We start from the raw sequence: 21,685 nt of genomic DNA, 5'->3' as shown, positions 1-21,685 counted from the left end.
CGGACGCCGCCGTGAGGAGAGGGCCGCCGATGACCGAGGTACGGCCGGACGAGGAGACGGTGCCGCTGCTCGGCGCCGAGGTGCGTATCGCTGACGCGGCCGGGTTGCTCGCCGCCGCCGTCGACGGGCCGGTGGAGCTGCTCGTCGACGGCGACTTCCCGGCCCCGGTGCGGGAGGTCCGCTGCACCGTGCGCGCCGACACCGCAGCCGGGCCGCCGGTGCACCGCTTCGAGGCGTACCTGCGGGTGGAGAGCACGCCGGCGGGCCTGATCGCCCTCGGGCTGGCCGGGCCGGTCGGCGTGCTGCTCGCCGAGCGGCTGGCCGCGCGTGGCGGCGACGGCCCGGCGGCCGCGGTGGGCCGGATGGCCGCGGAGGCCGGGCGGCGGATCTGGCCGCGACCGGTCGCCACGCTCGCCGCGCCGCCCGGCGACGAGGCCGGTCGGGGGGTGCTGCGCGTGGCCCGGGAAGCCGGGCTGCGGCCCCGCGTCGACCAGGACAACGGCACGGTACGCATCCACGCCGACGTGCCCAGCGCCGACGTGGGTCCGGCGCACCTGACGGCGATGGTCGGCCTGCTGCTCCAGGCCGTACGCGAGCTGTCCGGCGACAGCGACGAGCCGACGGTGCTGCGCGGACGGACGTACGTCGTGGGGCGGCGACCGGTGACGGCGGCGGCGGCGGGGCCGCGCAGCGCGACGGTGACTCTCGACCAGGTCGGCGGCCTGCCCGACGTGGTCGCGCAGTTCCGCGAGGTGGCGGTGTCGTTCCGGCATCCGGCGGCGATGGCCCGCTGGGGCGCGCGCCGGCCGCAGGGCATCCTGATGTACGGGCCGCCCGGCACCGGCAAGACCATGCTGGCCCGGGCCCTGGCCAACGAGGTCGGCGCGGACTTCGTGGAGATCCGGACCCCGGAGATCCTGGACAAGTACCTCGGCGGCTCGGAACGCAACATCAAGCGCATCTTCCGGGAGGCACGCCGCTACCGGCGGCCGACAGTCATGCTGTTCGACGAGTTCGACTCGATCATCAGCTACGCCGGCGCGGGCGGCGACGCGGCCAGCCAGGCCGTCAACGCCGTCGCGGGCATCTTCAAGCAGGAGATGAACACGCTGTTCGAGGAGAACCCCGACGTCATCGTGGTCGCCACCACCAACTTCCCGCACCGCGTCGACGCCTCGCTGATCCGGTCCGGCCGCTTCGACCTGAAGATCGCCATTCCGGCGCCGGACGAGGCCGGACGCGCGGAGATCCTCACCAAGATGGTCCGCGAGCTGATCGACAAGCACGAGCGGCCGGGATTTCGGATGTTCGCCGACGACCTCGACCCGGCCGCTCTCGCCGCCGACACAGCGGGGCTGACCGGCGCGGACCTTCGCGAGGCGCTGCGTCGGGTGCAACTCGCCAAGGCACTCCGGGAAGCGGCGGAGGGTGCGCCACCGGCTCCGATCGGTCAGGATGACCTGCGGGAGGCCGTCGCCGGGTTGCGCCGCGGCTGACCGGAAGGAGTCCACATTGTCCTCGTCCGATCTGCTGCTGTCCCGCCGCGACCTCGCGTTCCTGCTGCACGACTGGCTGGATGTGAGCCGGCTGGCCGAGCGGCCCCGCTACGCCGAGCACACCCGCGAGACCGTCGACGAGGTGCTGGACCTCGCCGCGCGGGTCGCCGCCGAACGCTTCGCCCCGCACAACCGGGCCGCCGATACCGGCGAACCCACGTTCGACGGGCAGCGCGTGCGGACCATTCCGCAGGTCAAGGCCGCCCTGGAGGCGTTCGCCGAGACCGGGCTGCTCGCCGCCACCATGGACGAGTCGGTGGGCGGCCTGCAACTGCCGCACACGGTGGCCGCCGCCGCCTTCGCCTGGTTCCAGGCCGCCAACGTGGGCACGTCGGCGTACCCGATGCTCACCCTCGGCAACGCCAACCTGCTGCTCGCCCACGGCAGCGCCGAGCAGATCGACACCTGGGTACGCCCGATGGTCGAGGGACGGTTCTTCGGCACCATGTGCCTGTCCGAACCGCAGGCCGGCAGCTCCCTGACCGACCTGACCACCCGGGCCGAGCCGCAGGACGACGGCACGTACCGGATCGTCGGCACCAAGATGTGGATCTCCGGCGGCGACCACGAACTCGCCGAGAACATCGTCCATCTGGTGCTGGCCCGCATCCCCGGCGCGCCGGCCGGCGTGAAGGGCCTGTCGCTGTTCATCGTGCCGAAGGTGCTGCTCGACGACGACGGCAACCTCGGGCCGCGCAACGACGTGGTGCTGGTCGGCCTCAACCACAAGCTCGGCTACCGGGGCACCACCAACACGCTGCTGAACTTCGGCGAGGGCGTGCACCGGCCGTACGGACGGGGCGGGGCGGTCGGCTACCTGGTGGGGCAGCCGCACCAAGGGCTCGCGGTGATGTTCCACATGATGAACGAGGCGCGCATCGGCATCGGGGCCGGCGCCACCGCGCTCGGCTACACCGCGTACCTGAAGTCCGTCGCGTACGCCCGGCAGCGCCCGCAGGGCCGCCCGGTCGCCGACAAGGACCCCACCACGCCGCAGGTGCCGATCGTGGCCCACCCCGACGTACGCCGGATGCTGCTGGCCCAGAAGAGCTACGTGGAGGGCGCGCTCGCGCTGGTGCTCTACTGCGGACGGCTGCTCGACGAGCAGAAGACCGCGCCCGCCGAGGCCGACCGGGAACGGGCGCAGCTGCTGCTGGACCTGCTCACCCCGATCACCAAGAGCTGGCCGGCGCAGTGGTGCCTGGCCGCCAACGACCTGGCCATCCAGGTGCACGGCGGGTACGGCTACACCCGCGACTACGACGTCGAGCAGCACTGGCGCGACAACCGGCTCAACGCCATCCACGAGGGCACCCACGGCATCCAGGCCCTCGATCTGCTCGGCCGCAAGGTCACCATGCGCGACGGCGCCGCGCTGGAACTGCTGCTGGAGACGATCCGCGGCACCGTCACCCGGGCGTGGAAGGCCGAGGGGTTCTCCTCCGAACTGGCCGGACAGCTCGCCGCCGCGGTGGACCGGATCGCCGTGGTGACGCGGCGGTTGTGGGCACCGGGCGACCCGGAGCTGGCGCTGGCGAACGCGTCGGTGTACCTGGAGGCGGTCGGGCACGTGGTGATCGCGTGGATGTGGCTGGAGCAGGTGCTGGTGGTGGAGGCGCTGGGGTCGCCGGACGGAGCCGAGGGGGAGTTCCTGGCGGGGAAGAGGCAGGCGGCGCGGTACTTCTACCGGTGGGAGTTGCCGAAGGTGGGGGCGCAGTTCGACCTGTTGGAAGGGTTGGACCGGACGACGCTGGACATGCGCGAAAGCTGGTTCTAAGCGACGCCGATCGTATGGAGTCGGCGGTCCTTGTTTCCCGCCCAGCCGGGTTCTACTGCGGACCTTATCGGGAGGGCGCACGGCATCGGATATGTCTGGGGCGTCGTGACCGAGGGACGACGGTCCCGGCAGTCATTCGCAACTTCGAGCACGTCGGTCCGTTGACGCTTCTGCCGCGCCGGAAGGTCATACCAACTACTTATTCGATGTCCGGATCTCCGCCGAGCAGATCAAGAGCCTCCTTGTACGCCTGTTCAACGACACTCGGCCATGTTCGTTTAGTTGCATGGCCGCTATCGCTTGGGGACACCGTGATGTGAGGTCGTGCGAGGGGAGCCCGGGCCTTGGGGAGAACCAGATCTGCAGGCCAGCTCATATCAGGTCTCCTCAACACAATTTGCGAACAGCTTCGCGCAATGGACTGGTTGATGCGGTTGGCTTGCTCTAGGGTCAGCTCACTGGCGGTCCCGAGTGACGGGAACGGCGTTATCGTGAGTAGCCGACTGGGTGTGACCGGCATCTGAATCTCGTGCAGTTCGGGCAAAACCATCGGCATGAAATGGATCTCCCCGGTGCCGCTGAGAGTGGTCACCGGTGCATCACCAGTGACTAGCATCGGTTCGTCGGCGTACGTCAGCAGCCAGTTCATGTCGAGGATAAGTGGCTCAAGGCGGTTCGCTTCCCGAATCATGTTGCGCATCATGGACGCTTTGCCTGCGCCTCGGAGTTCGTCGGGGGCCCGGTCGGCAATCTGCTGCTGCAGGCGTGTCAACGATACGCTATCCTGCTTGAGCGAAGGATCTTCGGAAATTGCGCGTTGAAGGACCTCGAAGGAAAATATTGCCGGTCCGAGGTGAGAACTCATGTCTGTCATGAGCGTGCGAAAGGCGATAGTCCGCACCATCTGTGCGGCCACAAATCTTGCGAAGACTCTCCGATCGGCCGTCGTGGTCGGAAGTACTCCGTTGCGGACCTGTCCCATAATCCGTCCGACGGGGTTTTCGACCGCATTATTGAACCAATTCTCAAGCGAGTCGTCGGGGCTTGCGTCGTCGCCAATGTCGTAGAAATCGAGTTCAACGGTAGCCTGTTTGATCGTCAGCAGCTTTTCGTGACCGTTGCGGTAACGGGCGAGCACCACACCCTTCTCCGGCCCCTTAGTGCCGCAAAAGCCGCGTAGGTATAGCTTTGGTACGGTGTGATGGTCACGGCTAATTTGGGCGGACATTCATCAATTCTGTCACAGGCCAGGCGACTCACGCCAGATCTCCTGGCGCTTAGAGTAAGTCGGTCGTGGTGGCAGTCGCGAGTCTGCTAGACCGGCTATGGCGCGGGGATCGATGAGCGCCGTGCGGAACGAATGTTCGGTGATCGCCCCCGGGGCTGCTTCAACCGGCGAACCGTCAACCATTTCCGGCGGTGCGCTTGAGCACGCCTCGGACCTCGAAGATGAATCTCATTGCTCCTGCACGGGGAACTTTGCTCATCCAAAGCGCCCTCTCATCCGGCGAACTTGTCGCTATCGTCACCCTCGCCAACTCGTCAGTCGATGGGGAGTCGGTAGATGAGGTCGTATCGGCCGCCTGGTAGCACGATGTCGGCCGTCTCCACCGGCGTGCCGCTCGCGGTGTACGTCCGCTCGATGGTGTGCACGAACGTGCGGGCCGGCAGGTTGAGCGCCTCGACCTCCTCTGCGGTCGCCGAGCGAAGGCTGACGCGCTCTACAACCTCGTCGACCCGTACGCCGATGGTGTGCATGCGAGCGACGACGCCCTTCACGGAGCCGTCCTCGGGCCACTCGATCGGAGTGCCCTTGGTGAGGGCAAGCGGCTCGTACGACACGGAGAGCTGTATCGGTTCGCCGTCGGCGAGGAAACGGTAGGACGTTCGCATCACCGGCGCTTCCGGCTCGATGCCGAGCCGCGCGGCAATCCGCTCATCGGCCCGTTCGTGGCGGCTGTCGTGCTCCCAGGTGCCCTGCTGCCCGGCGCCGGCTGCGTCGCGCGCGAACGGGGAAGTCGGGCCGTCGCCGGAGCGAACGTCGCGGCCCCGGGCATGACGGACCAGCCGGGTGGTGTCTCGGACGTACACGCCGGATCCGGCGCGACCCTCCACAATGCCCTCGCCCTTCAGGACGGCGATGGCCCACTTGGCGACGGTCCGGCTCACGTCGTACTGGCGCATCAGGCTGGACTCGGACGGCAACTTCGCTCCAGCGGAGAGTTCTCCGGAGAGGATCGCTGCACGTAGGTCGGCGGCGATCGTCAGGTAGGCAGGCGTGTTCGGCATGTCGGCGGTACCTCCGGTCAGCCCGCCCAGTCGACCACAGACAACCTGGTGTGCCAAGTTCGCGCGCCTTCCTTGCCGATGTAGAACCTAGTGCACTAGGTTCTACGGCTGGCGGCCCGTTACCGTGCGGCTCCGGTCAGCAACCACGCCTTGCGGTAACGGGGAGCCCCGACACGTCATTGGCAGGCTGACGATGGAGACGCGATGGCGGCGAGCATCACTGAACTGCTCATACGGTTGCGGCGTCGGACGGTGTCGCGGGAGCGGGGAGCCGGGCAGGCCATCCAGGAACGTGAGCAGGCGGAGGCGCAACGACGGCTGCTTGATCAGGCGGCTCGGTTGCGAGACGCGCACCGTCACGAAGAGCCGATCGCGAGCAACGGCCCGAAGGAGCCGGCATGACTGCCGAGGGAGAAGCGGCGATCCTGGCGGTGCACGTACGGGGTCTGGACGGGATGTGCGTGGGTTGCCGGCTGTGGTGGGCGCGGCTGACTCCGTACCCCTGTTGGCAGGTCGCGTGGGCGACCAGCCGGCAGGCGCGCGCGAGCGTCGCCCGCTTCCTGGGGGTGCGCGGGTGAGCACCCACGGGCCGGTACTGCCGGTCTGGACGTGCGGCGGGTGCGGTGCGCCGTGGCCGTGCGCGACGCGGCGGCGGGAGCTGCTTGCGGAGTACGAGGGCGCGCCGGTGTCGCTGGCGGTGTACCTGGGGGCGCAGCTGGTGCGGGCCACGGCGGACCTGAGCTGGGCGCCGGCGGGGACGTTGCACCGGCGGTTCCTGGGGTGGCTGCGGTGAGCGTGCTGCGGGCCGGCGACGAGAAGTTCCACTACAGCGACGGGTCGCACCGGTGGACGGCGCCGGATCCGGAGTACGACCAGGAGGTGTGGGAGGAGCAGGTCCGCCAGCACAAGCTGGGTCACCTGCGCAACGAGCACCCGAGGGTACGCATCCGACGGATCGTGTGACGGGTGCGAGACTGGGCCGGTGACTCACCCGCTCGCGCGCCGCGTCTACGACACCTGCCACCTCACCGGCCGGTTCCATCTCCGATCCGGGCAGGTCAGCGACGAGTACTTCGACAAGTACCTGTTCGAGGGGAAGCCGGAGCTGCTGCGCGAGGTCGCCGAGGCGATGGTGGCCCTGCTTCCCGAGTGCGACGTGCTGGCGGGGATGGAGATGGGCGGCATTCCGCTCGCCACGGTGATGTCGCAGCTGACCGGGCTGCCGACGGTCTTCGTGCGCAAGCAGGCCAAGGAGTACGGGACCGCGAAACTGGCCGAGGGCGGGCCCGTGAGCGGTCTGCGGGTCGTGGTGATCGAGGACGTCGTGACCACGGGAGGCGCGCTCCTGGCGTCGTGTGGACAACTCCGGTCCGTCGGTGCCCAGGTGGAGACGGTGGTCTGCGCCATCGACCGCGAGCAGGGCGGGCGGGAGAACCTGGCGGCCGAGGGGCTGCACCTCCGCGCCGCCCTCACCCGTCGTGATCTGGAAGCCTCACTGACGGCGTAAGGCTAGGGCTGCTCCGGGCCGCTGCTGGCGTTGTACGAGTTCTTGGCGGCTACCACTGCGGCCTGGATGTGCTCGGGGTCGACGCCGTGGACGTTGAGCGGTGGGTGCAGGCGCCGGACGAGTTCGGCTTCGATGATCGCCGGCTCGGGGTCTTCCGCCCAGGTCAGGCGCAGATTGTCGTGCATCCAGGCGGTCAGCCGTGTCTCGTCTGCGGGGACCAGGACGACGCGGTCGGTCCAGGTCGTGCGGTAGCCCTCGGAGACGAGGAGGCCAGCCAGCGTGCGGCGCAGCGTCGAGCTGCCCGACCGTCGTAGATGGTTGCGCAGGATCCGGCCCCGCAGGCTGGTGGCCCGGCCAAGATAGAGCATCCGCCATGACGGGTCGGTGTCGTTCGGCGGCCCGGGAAGGTCGGGAAGGACCGAGGGCAGGGCCCACCAGGCGTAGACGCCGCTGCCGCGGGCGAGCCGCTTGACGGCGACGTCGAGCGCGACCGGCGGGCCGGTCAGCAACCGCAGGGCCGCGTCGACCCGTTCTTCGTCGGTCGGGACGTCGGCGGGTCGCCGTTCGGGGAAGGTCACCGGGACCATCCTAGGCGCTCGACAGGTCGAGATCGGGTGGGGATACGCCCCGCCCGTGTCGCTCCAAACCGAGACCGACAACATCCCCGCCCTGGCGCTCTACACCGAGATCGGCTTCCAGCCCGTCCCCGGCGTGGAACTCCTCAACCTCACCTTCGACCCCACCCTCCAAGATCCGGGAGACAGGGCCTAGACGTCGCGCCGTGGCCTTGCGCGACGCGGCGGCGGGAGCTGCTTGCGGAGTACGAGGGTGCGCCGGCCCTTTCCGCCTGGTAGAGGGTCGGTGGTGCGTGGGACGCTCCCGTCATGCGTATCGCCGAGCACATTGCCGCGCTGGATGAGGAAGGCGCCCGACTGGCAGAGGCGGCGGACCGGGCGGGCCTGGACGCACCCGTGCCCACCTGCCCCGGGTGGCAGGTCCGTGATCTGCTGCGCCATGTCAGCGGCGTCCATCGCTGGGCCACGGGCCACGTGATGACGGGACGCCGTCAGCCTTACTCCAGTCGCGAGGAGGCGGAGTTCTTCGCCGCAGTCGAGGACGACGAGCTGCTGGATTGGTTTCGGGAGGGCCACCGGGCACTCGTGGACACGCTGGCAGCGGCTGACGGGAGCGTTGAATGCTGGACGTTTCTGCCCGCGCCCTCGCCATTGGCGTTCTGGGCACGTCGCCAGGCTCACGAGACCGCGGTACACCGTGCCGATGCCGAGTCGGCTGTCTCCACGGTTCCCTCCTGGGATCCCTCCTTCGCCGCTGACGGCATCGACGAACTGCTCAATGGCTTCTTCGGCCGGCCCGGTGGGCGTCTGGTGGCAGACCCACCCCTCAACATGGCCCTGGTGCCCACTGACATCGACGCCGGATGGACCTTCCACATCGAGCCGGCCCGGCGCCGCCTGGTAGCCGGTGAGATGCCGGCCCAGCTGACCGTCGTGGGACCCGCGTCCGAGCTCTACCTCCTGCTGTGGAACCGGAGTGGGACCGAGCGCCTTGAACTACGCGGGGACGCGGCCGTCTTGGATCTCTGGCGGGCAAAAGCCACGATCACCTGGAAGTGACGCCGTCATCCCGGCGAGGTCAGCCTGGTGCCGCCCACCGTGGTCCCATCCGCTCGTCGACAGACCCGGACGGGTGAGACAGGCGGGGAAGCGGCAGGCGGCGCGGTACAGCCCCCCACATCACCGGCTCACGTCATTCCGCAGGCACGATACGGAGGTTCAGCAGCATGTCCTCAAAGGCCTCGGGTCCGAATCGTGCCGCCACGATGTGCACCGGTGAACACGCCATGTCCAGCGTCGGCGCGAAGGTATTCGGACGGTTGGTGCGGCACGTCGGCGGCATGAGTGCACCCTCGGTCTTGAGCCGGGCTCCCCGTCGTCAGGTAACTCTGTCGCCGTGTCGTGCCGGGCCTGGCGACAATGCTCACCGGACAGCGATACGACGAGGGTCGAAGGGTGTTGCTGGAGTGGGTCGACGGTTGGGCGGGCACGAATGGCCGGTGATGGTCAGCACCGTTCACCTCGGGCGCCATCGGTACCGCGTCATGCGGCCGGCACGGCCGCCGGGGTTCGCCGGTCTGTACGAGGGCCCTCTTGGAGCCCAGTTCTGCCTCGACAAGGAAACAGCGACGCTGTTCGCTCTGGCGTGGGGACTGGCTGCCCGGTCGCCGCACACGATCGTCTATCTTCCCCTTCGTCGCGCGACACGTCCCCACCATCACAGTTGGGGGCGCCCGCTCGACCTGGTATTGCTGCATCACCGCCTCGCGTTCCCGCCGTCGCGGTGGAAGCAGGTCCGTTCCCTGCTGGGGACCGGCCGGCCACACACCGTCGTGCTACCCGCTCAGGCGTGGCAGGCGCGGTCGACCGCCGATCACCGGCGAGTCCGGTATCGAGAGTTCCGCGATCATCTGCGGTGGGACATCGCCGCCGACACGTTGGTGCTCACCGGCAGCCGAGAAGCGTTCGAGTTGGAAGCCGACCAGATCCGCGCCTTGGCCGAGGAGTGCCCCGCCCATCGCGCTCGCATGCCAGGCACGCACTGTTGCGCCGAGATCGGCATGGGCAGAGCCCGCCGCCACCCGGACCGACGCCGGCCGTACGCCGAACTGCATGCCGAATACGTACGGTGATGCCGGGGGTCCGGCAGTAGCCGGCCACGGCACGCAACTCGCGGTATGAGCGTGCGTCGTGAGCGCAGGAGTCGGCAGTAGGTCCGCCTCATCCCAACCTTTCGCGGACGAACTTTGCCAGCGCCTCTCGAGATGGTTGCCCCCAGCCGATGCAGAACGGGTGGCCGGCCGGATCGGCGTACACCTGGTGCCCCTCATCGCTTTCCAGGTCACCGCCTTGCAGCAAGCGGCCACCGAGCCTCACCGCCTGTTCGTGCGCCGGCTTGGGGTCCTCAACGTGGAGGTCCATGTGTACCTGCTGAGGCTCGCCGTTCGGCCAGTCGGGAGGAACATGGTTCGGCGCGAGCTGGACGCCGATCCGCCACTCGCCCGCAGCGTCGATGACGCTGTGGAACGCCTCGTCCTCAAAGACGTGCCCACCTAGCATCCCGGCCCAGAACGCACTTTCAGCGTGCAGGTCAGCGGCGTCGAGCACGACCACGGTTCGTATCAGTTCCATGAGAGTCGATCATATGAATGCGTCCGACGGCGCGTGAGATCCACTTGGCGGCAACAGCACGCTCATCGGCAGTTGCGGAAGCCCGGCCGAGCGGCCGAGACACGGTCAGCCGCAGGTCCGGCCTTTCGATCGACGGCCGGACGTCACGGGATACTGCGTCGATGATCAGGTTCCGGTTCGAGCTGTACCCACTCGATGAGGTGTCGCCGTGGGGCAGGGACCAGCCGAGGCTCCACTGGTTCGGGCTCACCGAGGGCTGGTACTGGCTCGAAGCAGGCGGGCAGGAGCTGCTGCGCCGCACCGAGGCAACCCGCCACCCAGAGACCCGCCTGCCAGGGCAGAAGCGTCGTACCAGGCATTCCACCCCACCCCCCGTGTTACGCGCGGAACAGTGGACCATGGCCGATTGGGTCCGGCAACCCCGGTTCACCCTGGTCTCGGGCGGAGGGGCAGGGCCGGCCGAGGGTGGCCCGTCGCGATCAGCTGAAGCCTTCGGCGCGCGCTTCCGCTCCTGAACTCATCGCCGCGTGGATCGCGGCAGAAGCGAGCTGTGACCCTGGTCAGCGCGTCCGATCGAGCTGTCAGGCGTACGAGGGCCGGCGCGGGTCCAGCAGCTCGGTGATGCGGCCACGGTCGAGGATCTCGATGAGTGCGTCGGTACCGCGTCCGACCTTGACCGCAATCTCCGCTCGGTGCAGAGGGATCAGCGCGAGCAACGCAATCCGTGTGCCGCCGCCGACGTCGATCGTCCGGGCCTCCGGCGGCACCCGCAGCATCGGCGTGACGACGACTCCGGCGAACGGGGTGTCCTTGGCGTACGGCTGCGCGGGGTCGCCGTTCGGCACGGAATGCCATTCGCCGATCCACGTTCCGTACTCGTGCGGCAGCCGAGCAACCTCCTTGAGAATCCGCACCGGCCACCCGGATTCGTCGCCGAGCCCGGTCACCTCGGTCAGCGGCCAATCCGGCGGCAGGCTGAGCATCAGTTCGGCGTACGGGCTGATGCCGTGGCCCTCCGGGACCGTCATCGGCAGCTCACTCATCCCAGAGGTGATCAGCGTCCGGTACGGGCGTTCCGCGGTCGGAGCCACGACATGGACATGCACACCGACCAGGTGCGAGGCGACCTCGTGGTAGACGAACTCGACGGGTCCGAAGTGTTCCTCGATGTGTCGGTCGATAGCGTCGGCGAAGGCCGGCTGCGGCCCTTGTGCCGGTACGAACCCGTCGTGCAGCAACTGATGACGGAGGAATCCGGACCCGCGCGACTCGTCCATGACGACACACCATATGCAAGGGTCCAGCGGCGGCGCGACCAGGGCGCACTCCCGGCACATCCGGACGCCGACGAGCGGCGCCGACGGCACTTGGGTGACGAACGCTTCGCGGCAGATCCGTATGGCGGCCCGCTTGGCAGCCCGGGGAAGGGGGCTCGTGCTGGGAACGCCGATGCTTGTGCCGGTGGATCTACTCCTACAGGTACCGCTGCTACGCACCGTCTGACGTCTATACGTGTGCCGGCCATGCTCACCGAGCAGCCAGCATCCGAGCGTGAGCGGCTGTTTCGAAGCGAGCTGAAGGTCGTCCGGGGCATCGCGGATGCCATCGACCTGTCCGAAGTGATCAGGCCGCCTTTCGGCTCGAACGGATCGGATCTCTTGACTCTCGACCCGGTCGAGGGCCGACCCTTCCCGGGTGACGTTTGAGGAGCACGACAAACGACCAGTCCCTCTCGCGATCGACCTGGAGATCCTGCGGCCGGTGCTGCGCACCGGCTGGGGAGCGGATACCTGCGACCCGCACGACGTGCAGGATTGGCACGCCGACAACGCAGCCCGTGGTCAGTGCGGGGTGACCGCATTGATCATTCAAGACCTGCTCGGGGGAGAGCTGATCCTCGGCGAGGTCTTCGCCGGAGACGCCAAGGTCGGCCACCACTACTGGAACCGGCTCGCCGACGGTCGCGAGGTGGACCTGACGGCTGACCAATTCCGGCCACCGGAAGTCGTTGTCGGCGGTCAGGTTCAGCAACGCCCGCCGGGCCCACCCGTCCGGTGCCGCCGACAGTACGAGATCCTGCGGGACCGCGTCTTCGTCGCCCTCTACGGCGGCAGGTCAGTGCACGGATCCCACTCTTGATGTCAACGTCGGTTGAGGTTGCAGGATGGCGGCAGGCTGCCCCGCATGACGAGGAGTGCGTACGTGAGCGCCGATGTCAGCTTCCACTCGATCATCGACTACACGGTTGACGGCCCCGACACCCAACGGGAGTTCGTAGCGGCCTTCGCCGAGATCCAGGAGCGTTGGGTGCGCTTCTATCCTGGCTACCAGTCGGCCCGCTTCTACCTGAGCACCGACGGCACCCGGGTGTACACCGTCGTGCGTTGGGCCAGCGAGGCGGACTACCGCAATTTCGTGGAGACCTCAGACACCGAAGGCCGCATGGCCGCCATCTCACGTGCCCTGGCGGGCCTGTCCGGCAAGGCCGAAGCGCGCATGACCGGCGTTCCCACGTACACCGTCGCCCGCGAGGTCGGCCCCGGGCCACAGCGTCTCGACGTCTGACTCTGACGGACGATCAGGTCAGGGCCTTGTCCGCCGCCCGAGAGGACGCGCCGGGCCAGGGATTGCGTCCGGTCCAGGAGCCCGCGGACAGGACGCGACTGCTCAGCGCCACCCCCGCCGTTCGGTGTCTCGCTGGGCCTGGACGCGGCCGTGCTTCTCGGCCGCCGAGGTCGCCTCGGCGGCCTGCCGACGTAGTGTCTCGACCCACGGGTACGAGCCCGGGTTGTCGAGCAGATGGTCCCAGATCGCGCCGAGAGCGAAGGCGTGTCGGCCTCGGACTCCCTCGTGCCGCAGGGTGAGGCCGTCCGGGCCGGAGATCAGCCGGACCGTACTCGGCTGCTCGTCCGGCAGGGTGACGAGCGGGTCAGGGAACATCGGCTCGTCGGCGGTCGTCCACGCCCACCGCAGAGTCTCGTCGTCGACTCGCTCCAGCCGGATCGCCAGGTCGCCGGCCGGCAGCACCGTCGCCGGGACCGCGACCGGCGCGGGCCGGTGAAGCACCACCGTCACCCGGTCCAGGTCGGCGTCGTCCTCGTACGGGTCGGCCGGCGGCGGCAGCATCGCCGGGCGGGTGGACGGACGCGGGACCAGGGACAGCAGAGCCCACTCGGCGGCCCTGGCCGGGTTCTGCTCCCGCTGCTCCCAACCGCGATCACCCGGGCCGGCCAGCACGGTGCGCCATCGTGTCTCCTCGGTGACGGCCCAGATGTGCAGCTCATGCCGCTCAGCCGGGTCGTCGTCGGTGCGCACCGACTCGTGCAACCGGTCGCGGGCGTGCACCCGTACCCGGATCAGCCCGCGGGGGACGGCGACGTCGGTGAGCGCATCCGGAGGGCCGCCCATCAGGCCGACGACCGACAACAGGCCGGTGGGACTCCAGAGGGTCGCCTCGCTGACGGAGTCCCACCCGTCCTCGACGTCCGCCGGCGGGCCGGGCAGGACACGCGCACGCATCTCGATCCAGCCGGTGTGGATACCGCAGAACCCGGTGAACTGGGAGGGCCCGCCGGGGTGCAGGAGTCTGTCACCGACCGTGTAGATGGGCATGCCGTTCTCCCACGGCACCGTGGACACGTCGTACTGGCAGTAGCCGACGATAACCCGCGTCCAGTCGGGCTGCTCTCCGCGTCGCGTGTCGACCATCGCCGTATCGTAGTGCCGTCCTGACCGGACGGTGGGGCGGTCGTGTGCGCCCGGCACGGACGAGATGCGAGGCTGAGCGCGATGAGCCTGGTGTCGGCGTTCGTACCGATCTGGATCCTCACCGCCGCCGGTTACGCGGCCTGCCGCTGGGGCCTGCTGGGCGAGTCGGCGGCATCGGTGCTCGGCCGGTTCGTGTTCCAGCTCGCGATGCCGGCCGCCCTGTTCCTGGCCCTGGCCCGGATGCCGCTGTCCGGGTTCGCCGGGCGCTCGCTGCTCGCCTTCGGGGTGAGCACCGTCGCGGTGGTCGGGTTCGGGTGGGCCGGTGCGAGCCGGCTGTTCGGTCGCGAGCCCGGCGAACGGCCGATCTGGGGCATGGCCGCCGGATATGTCAACTCGGCGAACCTCGGTATCCCGATCGCGACGCAGGTTCTCGGCGACGTGTCGTTCCTGGCGGTGGTGGTGCTGCTGCAGGTGCTGGTGGTGGCACCCGTGATCGTGGTCGTCCTGGACCGCCGCAGCGAGCCGGCCGGGCGGGTCCGGGTGCGCCGGGTCGCCTCGCTGCCCGTACGTAATCCGGTGATCCTGGCGTCGCTGCTCGGTGTCGCGTGCTCCGCGGCCGGTCTGCGTCTGCCGTCGGCGGCCACCGCGCCGCTCGCCCTGCTGGCGGGCGCCGCGGCGCCCGCCGCCCTGATCGCGCTCGGCGCGTCGCTGCACCCCGCGGCGCCGTCGCGAGCGGAACCGACCGGGGCGGCCGAACTCGCCGTGATCACCGCGCTCAAGCTCGTCGCGCAGCCGGTCGTCGCGTACGCGGCCGGGCTGGCCCTGCACCTGCCCGCGCCGCAGTTGCTCGCCGTGGTGGTGTGCGCGGGCCTGCCGACGGCGCAGAACACGTTCATCTTCGCCCAGGAGTACGGCGTCGGCGAGGCGGTCGCCAACCGGGCGGTGGTGGTGACGACGACGCTGTCGCTGGTCACAGTGGCCGCGGCGGCGGCGCTGCTCGGGTAGCTACCGCTCGGAGGGGAACTGTCTCCACTGCCCCTCGGAGACGACCTCGACGGTGCCGTCGACCACAGTGATGGCCGTCTGGTCGTCGATGGCGTACGCCGGACCGGCGATCTCGGCCGCCCACTTCTCGGCGTTCGCCATGGTGTTGTCCGGTTCGAGGCCCAGGTGCGGGAAGATCGAGAAGTCGACGAGCCCCAGCGTGCGGTCGTCGGGCGCGGACTGCCACTCGACGAAGTCCTTGCCGACGCGCGGGGTCAGCACCATGCTCCCCGCGCTCAGCCCCACCCAGACGGTGTCCCGCAGCGACGGCAGCAGATCCGCCAGCCCGGACTGCCGCATCCAGTGGCACAGGTACGTCGCGTCGCCGCCGTGCACCAGGATGACGTCGGCCTCGCGGACCCAGGGGATCCAGCGTTCCTCGCCGATGCTCGGTAGCGCTGTGAGTTCCAGGACGCCCAGCGACTTCCAGCCCAGGCCGGTCATCGGTAGCGGTGTCTCACCGGTGATGAAGCGCCAGGCCGAGGCGGGCCCGCCCATCGGGTAGGCGGCCGTGGGGATGCAGAGGGCACTGGACTCGGCGATCGGTTTGCCCAGCAGGTCGACCAGCGCGTCCTGGATGCTCGGGTTCTGAACGCCTGCGGATGTGAGAAGAAGCTTCACGCCTACCTCCGGTGGCAGCGGTCGGGTGCACGGGAATGCAGACCGGGCACCGTATCGAAACTCATCGCCGCACGTCGCGTCACTCGCGGATCTCCATCTCTGCCACCAGTCCGTTGTCGAGCCGGTAGACGTGCGTGACGATGTGGTCGGCGAGCATCGCACCGGCCTTGTCGTGGACGACTTGATGCACGGTGACGGCGATGCGGCCGTCGGCCTCCGTGCGGAACGCTGTCGGCGTGACAACAGGTTCGAGCTGGTCCCACTGCCGCCGCCAGTAGGCACCCACCTGCTCCCGGCCGCGAAGGACGCCGCCCTCCCAGCCGTTGGGCCAGGACACATCGGGCGTCATGGCGGCCAGCAGCGTGGGGATGTCACGCCTGTTGAAGGCCGCGTAGAGGTTCGTGAGCAGCGCCTGGGAGGTCAGGCGTTTCGGCACGTCCATCGAGCCAGCATGGCCGGTGGACGAGGTCCCATGAAGCCCTCTTCGCGGTCAGCAGAACGCGCGGGCGCGAACCGGCCCCGGCGGGGCGTCGGTGACGACGGCGGCGCATCCGCGATGCTGTGGACGTGGAGTACGTGTCCAGAGTGCCGCGACCACCGCTGGACGGGCTGATCGACGACCTCTACTACCTGGAGGGCACACCCCCGTACGCCCGGCTCGTGCTGCCGCCGATGCCGGCGGCGCTGCTCGTCGTCAACCTCGGGGCGCCGTTCCGCGTCCGCGGCGGCACCGACATCGAGACCACGGAGTACGCCGACGGATGCGTGATCACCACTCCCACCCGTGCGTTCGAGTTCGGCTATCCGTGCCCGACGCGCTCGGTCGGCGTACACGTCAAGCCGTGGGGTCTGGCGCCGTTCCTGCCGATGCCGGCGGTCGAGCTGTGCGACCGGCCGGTGACGCTGGAGCAGGTGTGGGGCCGGCCCGCGGTGGCCGAGCTGCGCGACCGGCTGGCCACGGCGGACGGACCGCACGCGATGCTGACGCTGCTCGAGGACGAGCTGATGCGGCGGTGCGCCGAGACCACCGGCTTGGGGCTGGTGCGGCATACGAGCGGCGTCATCGCGGCGACCAGCGCTGCGGTGCCGATCGGCGACCTGAGGACGGCGGCCGGTGTCAGCAGCACCCATCTGGCGCAGCGGTTCAAGGCGCTCGTCGGCGTCACGCCGAAGCGACTCGCGCGCACCTACCGCTTCGCCGCCACCGTGTTCGCGATCGACCCCGCCGGACCTGTCGACTGGGGCGAACTCGCCGGTGACGCCGGCTACTTCGACCAGGCCCGCTTCGGCCACGAGTTCCGGGCGTTCACCGGGCTCACGCCGACCCGGTACGTCGAGGTCCGGCGGCGGTTCCTGCACGAACACCCCGGTCACGTGATCGACGGCTGGTCGCTGCCGGCCGATTGATTTCCTACAAGAACAGCGGCTCACGGCCCGCTAGCTTGGGAGCACCCAAGGCAGAGGAGAAGCGGCGTGGGCACTGTGGTCCTTTACAGCTCGGTGTCGGTGGACGGCTTCGTCGCGGACGACAACGACCAGCCCGGGCCGCTGTTCGACTGGTTGACCAGCGGGGACGTCCCGCTGGACGACAGCGGCGCGTTGCGGGTGTCGCAGACGTCCCACGACTACGTCCGGCCGTACTGGGACCAGATCGGGGTGACCGTCGTCGGACGGCACGTCTTCGACCTGACCGACGGCTGGGACGGGACGCCGCCGAGCGGGATCGACCACGTGGTCGTCGTGACGCACCGGCCGGCGCCCGAGGGCTGGAACCCCGATGCGCCGTTCCACTTCGTCGACGGCGTCGAGGCGGCAGTGGCCAGGGCGCAGGAACTCGCGGGGGACCGCATCGTCGAGGTCGCGGCCGGTGACGTCGGAGGCCAGGCGCTCGCCGCGGGCCTGGTCGACGAGGTACGCATGGACGTCGTACCCGTGGTGTTCGGCTCCGGCAAGCGCTACTTCGGGTCGGTGGACGCGCAGCACCTGCTGGAGGATCCGGACGTGGTGCTCCAGGGCGATCGGGTGCTGCACCTGCGCTACCGGGTGCGCCGCTGACCGGTCCAGCGGTACCGTCCGGTTCAGCGTGGGCCCAGCCCGGTGCGCCCGTCGATCAGCTCGCGTACGGCGTCCAGGTGGCCGGCGTGCCGGGCGGTCTCCTCGATGACGTGCAGAATGATCCGTCGCAGGTCGGTGGTCTGCGACGCCAGTGTCTCGTCCGGATGCCGGCCGGCGGGCGCCGCCGACAACGGGGCCGCGGCGATGATGGCGTCGGAGATGTCGCACTGGTCGCGGTAGAAACCGAAGACCTCGGACGGCGATCGGGTCGTACGCAGCGGTGTGTTCTCATCCGGCCAGGGCAACGGCTCCACCGAACCACGGAAGACCTCCTGGAACCAGTGACGCTCCGCGTGGCCGAGGTGATCCACCAGCCCGAGCGGCGACCACCCGGAGGGCAGAACAGGCGTTCGCAGCGAGGCCAGGTCCAGATCCGCCAGGATGGCCCGGATGCTGACGCGCTGGTACTCGAGGAACTCACACAGCGCGGCCTTCTCCATATCGACTTCCATCACGCGCGCAAGCTAGCCGCCGGCACCGACAGTTTCGCCGCGATCATTCAGTCGATCGACGAGCCGGCCAGCAGTCGCTCGGTCCGGTCGCGAAGGGCGTCGAGTTCGGCGGAACGGCCGCGCACCTCGGTGAGGAGGTCGATGGCCGCCCGCAGATGCTCCAAGGCCACGATGTCTTCGTCGACGGGAACGTCGACCTCGAATCGATCGAGGAGAGCCGCGAAGTCGGCCACCACCGCCTCGGCGCGGTCGGCGGCCCGGTCCGGGTCGCCGTTACGCAGGGAGCAGCGCGCCGACTCGATCATCGCTCGGCCGACGAAGGCGTGACATTGGCCCAGCAGGCCGGTGACGATGCGCCCCACCAGGTCGAGGCCACGCTCCTCGAACTCCGGGTCGGGCTGGGCAGCGAACTGCGCGGTGACCGCACGGGCGGCCGCAGCGAGCGCGACACCGTCGACCCACTCCTGGGAACCCTCCGCGGCACAGGGCTGCTGCCCGAGTCGAGCGATGCATGCTTCCGCGGCGACCGACAGTGCCGTCGCTGCTTCGAGGAGGAGATGGAAGCGAATCCGATCCCTCTCCCGCGATCCGACGGCCAGCCGCGCGACCTCGAGCGCCACGGCGACGTCTTCGGTGCCACGCGTGGGCTCACCACGCCTGGCCCCTTCCAGGAGAGCCTGCGCCGCCGCCCGTTCCTCGGGCGACGGACCGGGGTCCCCGTCGTCGACTGCCAGTCCGAGCTCGAGCCGGTACGAGGTCCACGCCAGCGGGTCCTTGACCGGGTCCGGCTCGTTCGCGGGGTTGCCGGACGCGGCACGAACCACTCCACCCCCGACGCGGTCCATCGCGAGCCGCGCATCGTCGAACGGCAGCGCGAACCGTTCGGTCAGGACGGCAAGGACATCGCGACGGCGCGTCCCCTCCTTCTCAGCCGCACGGAGATAGCGGACAAGGGCGTGTACCGATGTCCCCCGAGCGAGGCGCACCGTCAGGTCGTCCGTCCATTGCACCGGACGAGGATGACCGCCGCGACCGCGAACCACAAGCGGGTTATGCGCGACGTCCGGCCGTACGCGATTGACACGTCCGGGTCGGTAAGGGCAAGGTTGCGGTCGGCCACGCGCACCGCGTGGCGACTCTGCATGAGGGAATGACGCCTGTGATCCGGGTAGGCCGAGCGGCCGCCTGAGTGTCGACCACGCGACGGATGACCGTCGCGTGCCTGCGACACGGCGGGGCGGCCCGACGTTTCCTCCACCGTCGCAGCTTCCCTCATGCATCGAGGTTTCCCGTGAGCATGGATGCCCGCATCCAACAGTCAGTCGTCCTCAACCTGTCACGTAGGCCCGCGCCCGTCGAGGTGGGGCCTTTCGTGATCGGGCTGGACCCGACGACGACCAGCCCGTACATCAACTACGCGACGCCGCGCCCCGGCGCCGCCGTCACCGCGGCCGACGTCGCCGCCCTGGTCGCGGCGTTCCACGCCGCCGACCGCAAACCCCGCCTGGAGTACGTCACCAGTTGCGTCCCCGATCTGGAGGCGCTGCTGACCGCCGCCGGCTTCACCGTGGAAGCCCGGCACACCTACCTGGTCTGCGCGCCGGACACGCTGGCGTCCCCACCAGTGCCGGACCATCTGCGCCTGTGCGAACCGGGTACCGATTCCCAGCGCGCCGCGCTGATCAGCGTGCAGAACGAGGCGTTCGGCGGTGATCCGGTCGCCTCCGCGGCCGACGTGGCTCGCCTGCGGCGTCAGCAGGACGCCGGCGGCGTGGTCGTCACGGCCGTCACCGAGGACGGTGGCTGCGCGGGCGGAGGCGGTGCGGCTGCGCCCGTCGGCGCGGTCAGCGAGGTGGCCGGCATCGCCGTTCGCGCGCCCCACCGCCGCCGGGGACTGGCGTCCGCGATCACCGCCGACGTCACCCGGCGTCTGTTCCACGCCGGTGCGGAGGTCGCCTGGCTGGAGGCCGGCGGTGAGGACTCGTGGCGGGTCTACCAGCGCGTCGGCTACCGGCCCGGCGGCCAACGGCTCTACATCGCGATGGACTGAGCGTCGGCGAGGCGCCCGGGCTGACGTTCGACGACCGAGGCCCGAACCGCGGCGGCACGCCGGCTCGGGAGCCCTTGTCGGCTGGCGGCCGCCGTGCGCTCCGGGTACACCTGGGCGGTGATCCTCATTCAACGGGTCCGCGTCCGGTGGACCGCCGCCGCCCGCGGTGCGCCCGCGGCGAACGCCCGCCGCGGGCTCGTCCGGGCGATGCCGCTGCCCGGGCCGCTGCCGGCCGCCGAGGTGGTCGTCCACGACGTGCTCGCCGACCAGGAGGTCGGCTACCGGCACCGAGAGGGGGTACGCGCCGGAGGCGTCGCCCTGGCCCGCGAGGTCGGACTGTGGCTCGGGCACGACCGGGCGTCGATCGTCGTGGACCGGTTACCCGGGTCGGCGGCGTACCCGCGCCCGTCGGCGTCGGCGCGACTGTTCACGCTCGAGCCGGGGCAGGTCGGCCGTTACCGGGCCAACTTCCGGTTCACCGGGTGCGCGTGCAGCCCGAGCTGGTACTACGAGGAATGGCTGGTGCACGTCAGTCACGGCACGGCGGCGCCTTTCGCGTACGGCGAGCCGGACCACGACGCCGACCACCGTGTCCGGCTGTACGGCGGTGCGGTCGCGCGGCGTGCCAGGTGATCAAACGGTCAGCCGGTTCGCGTCCAGCCAGCGGCGCCAGGAAACCCGGGTGACGTTCCGCTCCGGGTGCTCGGCTACGTGGAGGACGAACTGCGCCCGGAGCCGAACCAGGGCATCGTCGGCGGACGTCAGTGCCTCCACCTCGTGGAAGAACAGCGGACCGTGGAAATGACGGACCAGGCTCGCGTACATCCAGTCCTTGCACCGGTACGGGCGCCGCAGTGCCGCGAGGGTCAGCTCGGCGAGCTGCGGCTCGACGCCTTCCGGGACACCGGCCCGACGGAATCGGTGCAGGAGCGTCTCCTTCGTCGACCAGCGGGACCACATCGACGACTCCCGCGCGCCCCACTCGTCGGGATGGTCCGTCTCCCATCGGAGGTACAGGGCGGCGTACGGTGCCCACCGGGCGCGTCTGTCGAGGTCGTCGTCCGGGGAGTCCCGGAAGGCGTTGAGAGGACCGTCGATCGTCTGCCGCTGAAGCCGGTAGAGGCGGGTGTGCGCCTCGTCCATCGCCGCCTGGAGCCGGGCCTGGCTGGACCTCGACCGGTAGTGCGCCGACCACAGGCCGTTCCACTCGTCCAGCGCGTCGCTCGCCGCGACGAGAGTTGCCTGGTGACGGGCAAGCGCCCGGTGGCGCGCGCCCGGGTCGGCCGCCACCAGGTCGAAAAGCCAGGAGTAGTCACCGGTCGGCTCCGCACGCATCAGGGCAGCGTGCCATCCGCGTTCC

31 protein-coding genes are annotated in these 21,685 nt (G+C 69.8%); 19 read left to right on the top strand and 12 right to left on the bottom strand.

Going from position 1 to position 21,685, the window contains the following annotated elements:
- The first annotated feature begins 29 nt into the window (after window positions 1–29).
- Together O7607_RS29345 and O7607_RS29340 are read left to right on the top strand one after the other, a co-directional pair.
- Window positions 30–1,496 carry an ATP-binding protein gene (locus O7607_RS29345; protein WP_269706697.1) on the top strand — a complete coding sequence of 489 codons (1,467 nt, stop codon included), beginning with the start codon at window positions 30–32 and terminating at the stop codon, window positions 1,494–1,496.
- Window positions 1,497–1,512: 16 nt separating this feature from the next.
- Window positions 1,513–3,333 (top strand): acyl-CoA dehydrogenase, encoded by a 1,821-nt coding sequence (locus O7607_RS29340; protein WP_269706696.1) that lies wholly within the window; start codon window positions 1,513–1,515, stop codon window positions 3,331–3,333.
- Between the two features lie 199 nt (window positions 3,334–3,532).
- On the opposite strand, the gene O7607_RS29335 is transcribed toward O7607_RS29340, so the two are convergent.
- On the bottom strand, window positions 3,533–4,561 hold the full coding sequence (locus O7607_RS29335) for a DUF4238 domain-containing protein (RefSeq protein WP_269706695.1): 1,029 nt from the start codon (window positions 4,559–4,561) through the stop codon (window positions 3,533–3,535).
- Window positions 4,562–4,875: 314 nt separating this feature from the next.
- Window positions 4,876–5,622 (bottom strand): GntR family transcriptional regulator, encoded by a 747-nt coding sequence (locus O7607_RS29330; RefSeq protein ID WP_269706694.1) that lies wholly within the window; start codon window positions 5,620–5,622, stop codon window positions 4,876–4,878.
- A 204-nt stretch (window positions 5,623–5,826) separates the two neighbouring features.
- On the opposite strand from O7607_RS29330, the gene O7607_RS29325 reads away from it, so the two are divergent.
- Genes O7607_RS29325 through pyrE form a run of 5 tightly spaced genes read left to right on the top strand, consistent with a single transcriptional unit; the run spans window position 5,827 to window position 7,129 of the window.
- Window positions 5,827–6,024 (top strand): hypothetical protein, encoded by a 198-nt coding sequence (locus tag O7607_RS29325; protein WP_269706693.1) that lies wholly within the window; start codon window positions 5,827–5,829, stop codon window positions 6,022–6,024.
- Window positions 6,021–6,200 carry a hypothetical protein gene (locus O7607_RS29320; RefSeq protein WP_091050637.1) on the top strand — a complete coding sequence of 60 codons (180 nt, stop codon included), beginning with the start codon at window positions 6,021–6,023 and terminating at the stop codon, window positions 6,198–6,200. Before O7607_RS29325 ends, O7607_RS29320 begins: the two co-directional genes overlap by 4 nt.
- On the top strand, window positions 6,197–6,415 hold the full coding sequence (locus O7607_RS29315) for a hypothetical protein (protein WP_013477111.1): 219 nt from the start codon (window positions 6,197–6,199) through the stop codon (window positions 6,413–6,415). Before O7607_RS29320 ends, O7607_RS29315 begins: the two co-directional genes overlap by 4 nt.
- A complete protein-coding gene (locus tag O7607_RS29310) occupies window positions 6,412–6,585 on the top strand; it encodes a hypothetical protein (protein WP_269706692.1) in 174 nt (57 codons plus the stop codon). Before O7607_RS29315 ends, O7607_RS29310 begins: the two co-directional genes overlap by 4 nt.
- A gap of 19 nt (window positions 6,586–6,604) precedes the next feature.
- Entirely contained in the window at window positions 6,605–7,129 is a 525-nt protein-coding gene (gene pyrE, locus O7607_RS29305; RefSeq protein ID WP_269706691.1) for an orotate phosphoribosyltransferase, read from the top strand.
- A gap of 2 nt (window positions 7,130–7,131) precedes the next feature.
- Here pyrE and O7607_RS29300 read toward each other — a convergent pair whose 3' ends face one another.
- Window positions 7,132–7,716, bottom strand: coding sequence for a GIY-YIG nuclease family protein (locus tag O7607_RS29300; protein WP_269706690.1), 585 nt, complete (start codon window positions 7,714–7,716; stop codon window positions 7,132–7,134).
- A gap of 46 nt (window positions 7,717–7,762) precedes the next feature.
- Here O7607_RS29300 and O7607_RS29295 point away from each other — a divergent pair, with 46 nt between their 5' ends.
- Both O7607_RS29295 and O7607_RS29290 read left to right on the top strand, forming a co-directional pair.
- Complete coding sequence (locus O7607_RS29295; RefSeq protein WP_269706689.1) at window positions 7,763–7,900, top strand: hypothetical protein; 138 nt, start codon at window positions 7,763–7,765, stop codon at window positions 7,898–7,900.
- A gap of 113 nt (window positions 7,901–8,013) precedes the next feature.
- Window positions 8,014–8,763 carry a maleylpyruvate isomerase family mycothiol-dependent enzyme gene (locus O7607_RS29290; protein WP_269706687.1) on the top strand — a complete coding sequence of 250 codons (750 nt, stop codon included), beginning with the start codon at window positions 8,014–8,016 and terminating at the stop codon, window positions 8,761–8,763.
- Between the two features lie 133 nt (window positions 8,764–8,896).
- Here O7607_RS29290 and O7607_RS29285 read toward each other — a convergent pair whose 3' ends face one another.
- Window positions 8,897–9,046 (bottom strand): hypothetical protein, encoded by a 150-nt coding sequence (locus O7607_RS29285; RefSeq protein ID WP_269706686.1) that lies wholly within the window; start codon window positions 9,044–9,046, stop codon window positions 8,897–8,899.
- A 157-nt stretch (window positions 9,047–9,203) separates the two neighbouring features.
- Between O7607_RS29285 and O7607_RS29280 the strand changes: the two genes are divergently transcribed.
- On the top strand, window positions 9,204–9,836 hold the full coding sequence (locus tag O7607_RS29280; RefSeq protein WP_269706685.1) for a hypothetical protein: 633 nt from the start codon (window positions 9,204–9,206) through the stop codon (window positions 9,834–9,836).
- Between the two features lie 88 nt (window positions 9,837–9,924).
- Here O7607_RS29280 and O7607_RS29275 read toward each other — a convergent pair whose 3' ends face one another.
- Entirely contained in the window at window positions 9,925–10,335 is a 411-nt protein-coding gene (locus O7607_RS29275; RefSeq protein WP_269706684.1) for a VOC family protein, read from the bottom strand.
- A gap of 17 nt (window positions 10,336–10,352) precedes the next feature.
- Here O7607_RS29275 and O7607_RS30625 point away from each other — a divergent pair, with 17 nt between their 5' ends.
- Entirely contained in the window at window positions 10,353–10,850 is a 498-nt protein-coding gene (locus tag O7607_RS30625; RefSeq protein WP_442929507.1) for a DUF5984 family protein, read from the top strand.
- A 66-nt stretch (window positions 10,851–10,916) separates the two neighbouring features.
- Here the strand turns inward: O7607_RS30625 and O7607_RS29270 are convergent, their stop codons facing one another.
- Window positions 10,917–11,612 (bottom strand): suppressor of fused domain protein, encoded by a 696-nt coding sequence (locus O7607_RS29270; protein ID WP_269706683.1) that lies wholly within the window; start codon window positions 11,610–11,612, stop codon window positions 10,917–10,919.
- Window positions 11,613–11,858: 246 nt separating this feature from the next.
- Here O7607_RS29270 and O7607_RS29265 point away from each other — a divergent pair, with 246 nt between their 5' ends.
- The 3 genes from O7607_RS29265 (at window position 11,859) to O7607_RS29255 (ending at window position 12,900) form a co-directional block, all read left to right on the top strand.
- Window positions 11,859–12,041 carry a hypothetical protein gene (locus O7607_RS29265; RefSeq protein ID WP_269706682.1) on the top strand — a complete coding sequence of 61 codons (183 nt, stop codon included), beginning with the start codon at window positions 11,859–11,861 and terminating at the stop codon, window positions 12,039–12,041.
- The gene (locus tag O7607_RS29260; protein WP_269706681.1) at window positions 12,031–12,474 is read left to right on the top strand and encodes a YunG family protein; all 444 of its coding nucleotides are present in this window, start codon (window positions 12,031–12,033) and stop codon (window positions 12,472–12,474) included. Before O7607_RS29265 ends, O7607_RS29260 begins: the two co-directional genes overlap by 11 nt.
- Window positions 12,475–12,537: 63 nt before the next feature.
- The gene (locus O7607_RS29255) at window positions 12,538–12,900 is read left to right on the top strand and encodes an antibiotic biosynthesis monooxygenase (RefSeq protein WP_269706680.1); all 363 of its coding nucleotides are present in this window, start codon (window positions 12,538–12,540) and stop codon (window positions 12,898–12,900) included.
- Window positions 12,901–13,002: 102 nt separating this feature from the next.
- On the opposite strand, the gene O7607_RS29250 is transcribed toward O7607_RS29255, so the two are convergent.
- Window positions 13,003–14,043: a hypothetical protein gene (locus O7607_RS29250; RefSeq protein ID WP_269706679.1), complete on the bottom strand. Its 1,041-nt coding sequence runs from the start codon at window positions 14,041–14,043 to the stop codon at window positions 13,003–13,005.
- An 81-nt stretch (window positions 14,044–14,124) separates the two neighbouring features.
- Here O7607_RS29250 and O7607_RS29245 point away from each other — a divergent pair, with 81 nt between their 5' ends.
- Window positions 14,125–15,048: an AEC family transporter gene (locus tag O7607_RS29245; protein WP_269706677.1), complete on the top strand. Its 924-nt coding sequence runs from the start codon at window positions 14,125–14,127 to the stop codon at window positions 15,046–15,048.
- Here the strand turns inward: O7607_RS29245 and O7607_RS29240 are convergent, their stop codons facing one another.
- Together O7607_RS29240 and O7607_RS29235 are read right to left on the bottom strand one after the other, a co-directional pair.
- On the bottom strand, window positions 15,049–15,708 hold the full coding sequence (locus O7607_RS29240; RefSeq protein ID WP_269706675.1) for a Type 1 glutamine amidotransferase-like domain-containing protein: 660 nt from the start codon (window positions 15,706–15,708) through the stop codon (window positions 15,049–15,051).
- 79 nt (window positions 15,709–15,787) lie between these two features.
- Window positions 15,788–16,150: a nuclear transport factor 2 family protein gene (locus O7607_RS29235; protein WP_269706673.1), complete on the bottom strand. Its 363-nt coding sequence runs from the start codon at window positions 16,148–16,150 to the stop codon at window positions 15,788–15,790.
- Window positions 16,151–16,275: 125 nt separating this feature from the next.
- Here O7607_RS29235 and O7607_RS29230 point away from each other — a divergent pair, with 125 nt between their 5' ends.
- Complete coding sequence (locus O7607_RS29230; RefSeq protein ID WP_269706671.1) at window positions 16,276–17,115, top strand: AraC family transcriptional regulator; 840 nt, start codon at window positions 16,276–16,278, stop codon at window positions 17,113–17,115.
- Between the two features lie 66 nt (window positions 17,116–17,181).
- The gene (locus O7607_RS29225) at window positions 17,182–17,763 is read left to right on the top strand and encodes a dihydrofolate reductase family protein (protein ID WP_269706670.1); all 582 of its coding nucleotides are present in this window, start codon (window positions 17,182–17,184) and stop codon (window positions 17,761–17,763) included.
- 23 nt (window positions 17,764–17,786) lie between these two features.
- Here the strand turns inward: O7607_RS29225 and O7607_RS29220 are convergent, their stop codons facing one another.
- A complete protein-coding gene (locus O7607_RS29220) occupies window positions 17,787–18,275 on the bottom strand; it encodes a DinB family protein (protein ID WP_269707108.1) in 489 nt (162 codons plus the stop codon).
- Window positions 18,276–18,322: 47 nt separating this feature from the next.
- On the bottom strand, window positions 18,323–19,285 hold the full coding sequence (locus tag O7607_RS29215) for a hypothetical protein (protein ID WP_269706669.1): 963 nt from the start codon (window positions 19,283–19,285) through the stop codon (window positions 18,323–18,325).
- 362 nt (window positions 19,286–19,647) lie between these two features.
- Here O7607_RS29215 and O7607_RS29210 point away from each other — a divergent pair, with 362 nt between their 5' ends.
- Window positions 19,648–20,325, top strand: a complete 678-nt coding sequence (locus O7607_RS29210; protein WP_269706668.1) for a GNAT family N-acetyltransferase — start codon at window positions 19,648–19,650, stop codon at window positions 20,323–20,325.
- Window positions 20,326–20,442: 117 nt separating this feature from the next.
- Complete coding sequence (locus tag O7607_RS29205; protein WP_269706667.1) at window positions 20,443–20,958, top strand: hypothetical protein; 516 nt, start codon at window positions 20,443–20,445, stop codon at window positions 20,956–20,958.
- Here O7607_RS29205 and O7607_RS29200 read toward each other — a convergent pair whose 3' ends face one another.
- Window positions 20,959–21,660, bottom strand: coding sequence for a hypothetical protein (locus tag O7607_RS29200; RefSeq protein WP_269706665.1), 702 nt, complete (start codon window positions 21,658–21,660; stop codon window positions 20,959–20,961). It abuts the gene before it with no gap.
- Window positions 21,661–21,685: the final 25 nt, after the last annotated feature.

The organism is Micromonospora sp. WMMA1949, assembly GCF_027460145.1.
GTDB lineage: Bacteria > Actinomycetota > Actinomycetes > Mycobacteriales > Micromonosporaceae > Micromonospora.
Note: the sequence above shows the minus strand (reverse complement) of the source record. Positions and strands in the feature narration are given on the sequence as shown.

Bases quoted from the DNA above. Each gene is read 5' to 3' on its own strand.
- O7607_RS29275 (WP_269706684.1), bottom strand. From the start codon at position 10,335: ATGGAACTGATACGAACCGTGGTCGTGCTCGACGCCGCTGACCTGCAC.
- O7607_RS30625 (WP_442929507.1), top strand. From the start codon at position 10,353: ATGCGTCCGACGGCGCGTGAGATCCACTTGGCGGCAACAGCACGCTCA.
- O7607_RS29220 (WP_269707108.1), bottom strand. From the start codon at position 18,275: ATGGAAGTCGATATGGAGAAGGCCGCGCTGTGTGAGTTCCTCGAGTAC.
- O7607_RS29320 (WP_091050637.1), top strand. From the start codon at position 6,021: ATGACTGCCGAGGGAGAAGCGGCGATCCTGGCGGTGCACGTACGGGGT.
- O7607_RS29285 (WP_269706686.1), bottom strand. From the start codon at position 9,046: ATGCCGCCGACGTGCCGCACCAACCGTCCGAATACCTTCGCGCCGACG.
- O7607_RS29250 (WP_269706679.1), bottom strand. From the start codon at position 14,043: ATGGTCGACACGCGACGCGGAGAGCAGCCCGACTGGACGCGGGTTATC.
- O7607_RS29290 (WP_269706687.1), top strand. From the start codon at position 8,014: ATGCGTATCGCCGAGCACATTGCCGCGCTGGATGAGGAAGGCGCCCGA.
- O7607_RS29265 (WP_269706682.1), top strand. From the start codon at position 11,859: ATGCTCACCGAGCAGCCAGCATCCGAGCGTGAGCGGCTGTTTCGAAGC.
- O7607_RS29330 (WP_269706694.1), bottom strand. From the start codon at position 5,622: ATGCCGAACACGCCTGCCTACCTGACGATCGCCGCCGACCTACGTGCA.
- O7607_RS29300 (WP_269706690.1), bottom strand. From the start codon at position 7,716: ATGGTCCCGGTGACCTTCCCCGAACGGCGACCCGCCGACGTCCCGACC.
- O7607_RS29325 (WP_269706693.1), top strand. From the start codon at position 5,827: ATGGCGGCGAGCATCACTGAACTGCTCATACGGTTGCGGCGTCGGACG.
- O7607_RS29335 (WP_269706695.1), bottom strand. From the start codon at position 4,561: ATGTCCGCCCAAATTAGCCGTGACCATCACACCGTACCAAAGCTATAC.
- O7607_RS29245 (WP_269706677.1), top strand. From the start codon at position 14,125: ATGAGCCTGGTGTCGGCGTTCGTACCGATCTGGATCCTCACCGCCGCC.
- O7607_RS29270 (WP_269706683.1), bottom strand. From the start codon at position 11,612: ATGGACGAGTCGCGCGGGTCCGGATTCCTCCGTCATCAGTTGCTGCAC.
- O7607_RS29345 (WP_269706697.1), top strand. From the start codon at position 30: ATGACCGAGGTACGGCCGGACGAGGAGACGGTGCCGCTGCTCGGCGCC.
- O7607_RS29235 (WP_269706673.1), bottom strand. From the start codon at position 16,150: ATGGACGTGCCGAAACGCCTGACCTCCCAGGCGCTGCTCACGAACCTC.
- O7607_RS29200 (WP_269706665.1), bottom strand. From the start codon at position 21,660: ATGCGTGCGGAGCCGACCGGTGACTACTCCTGGCTTTTCGACCTGGTG.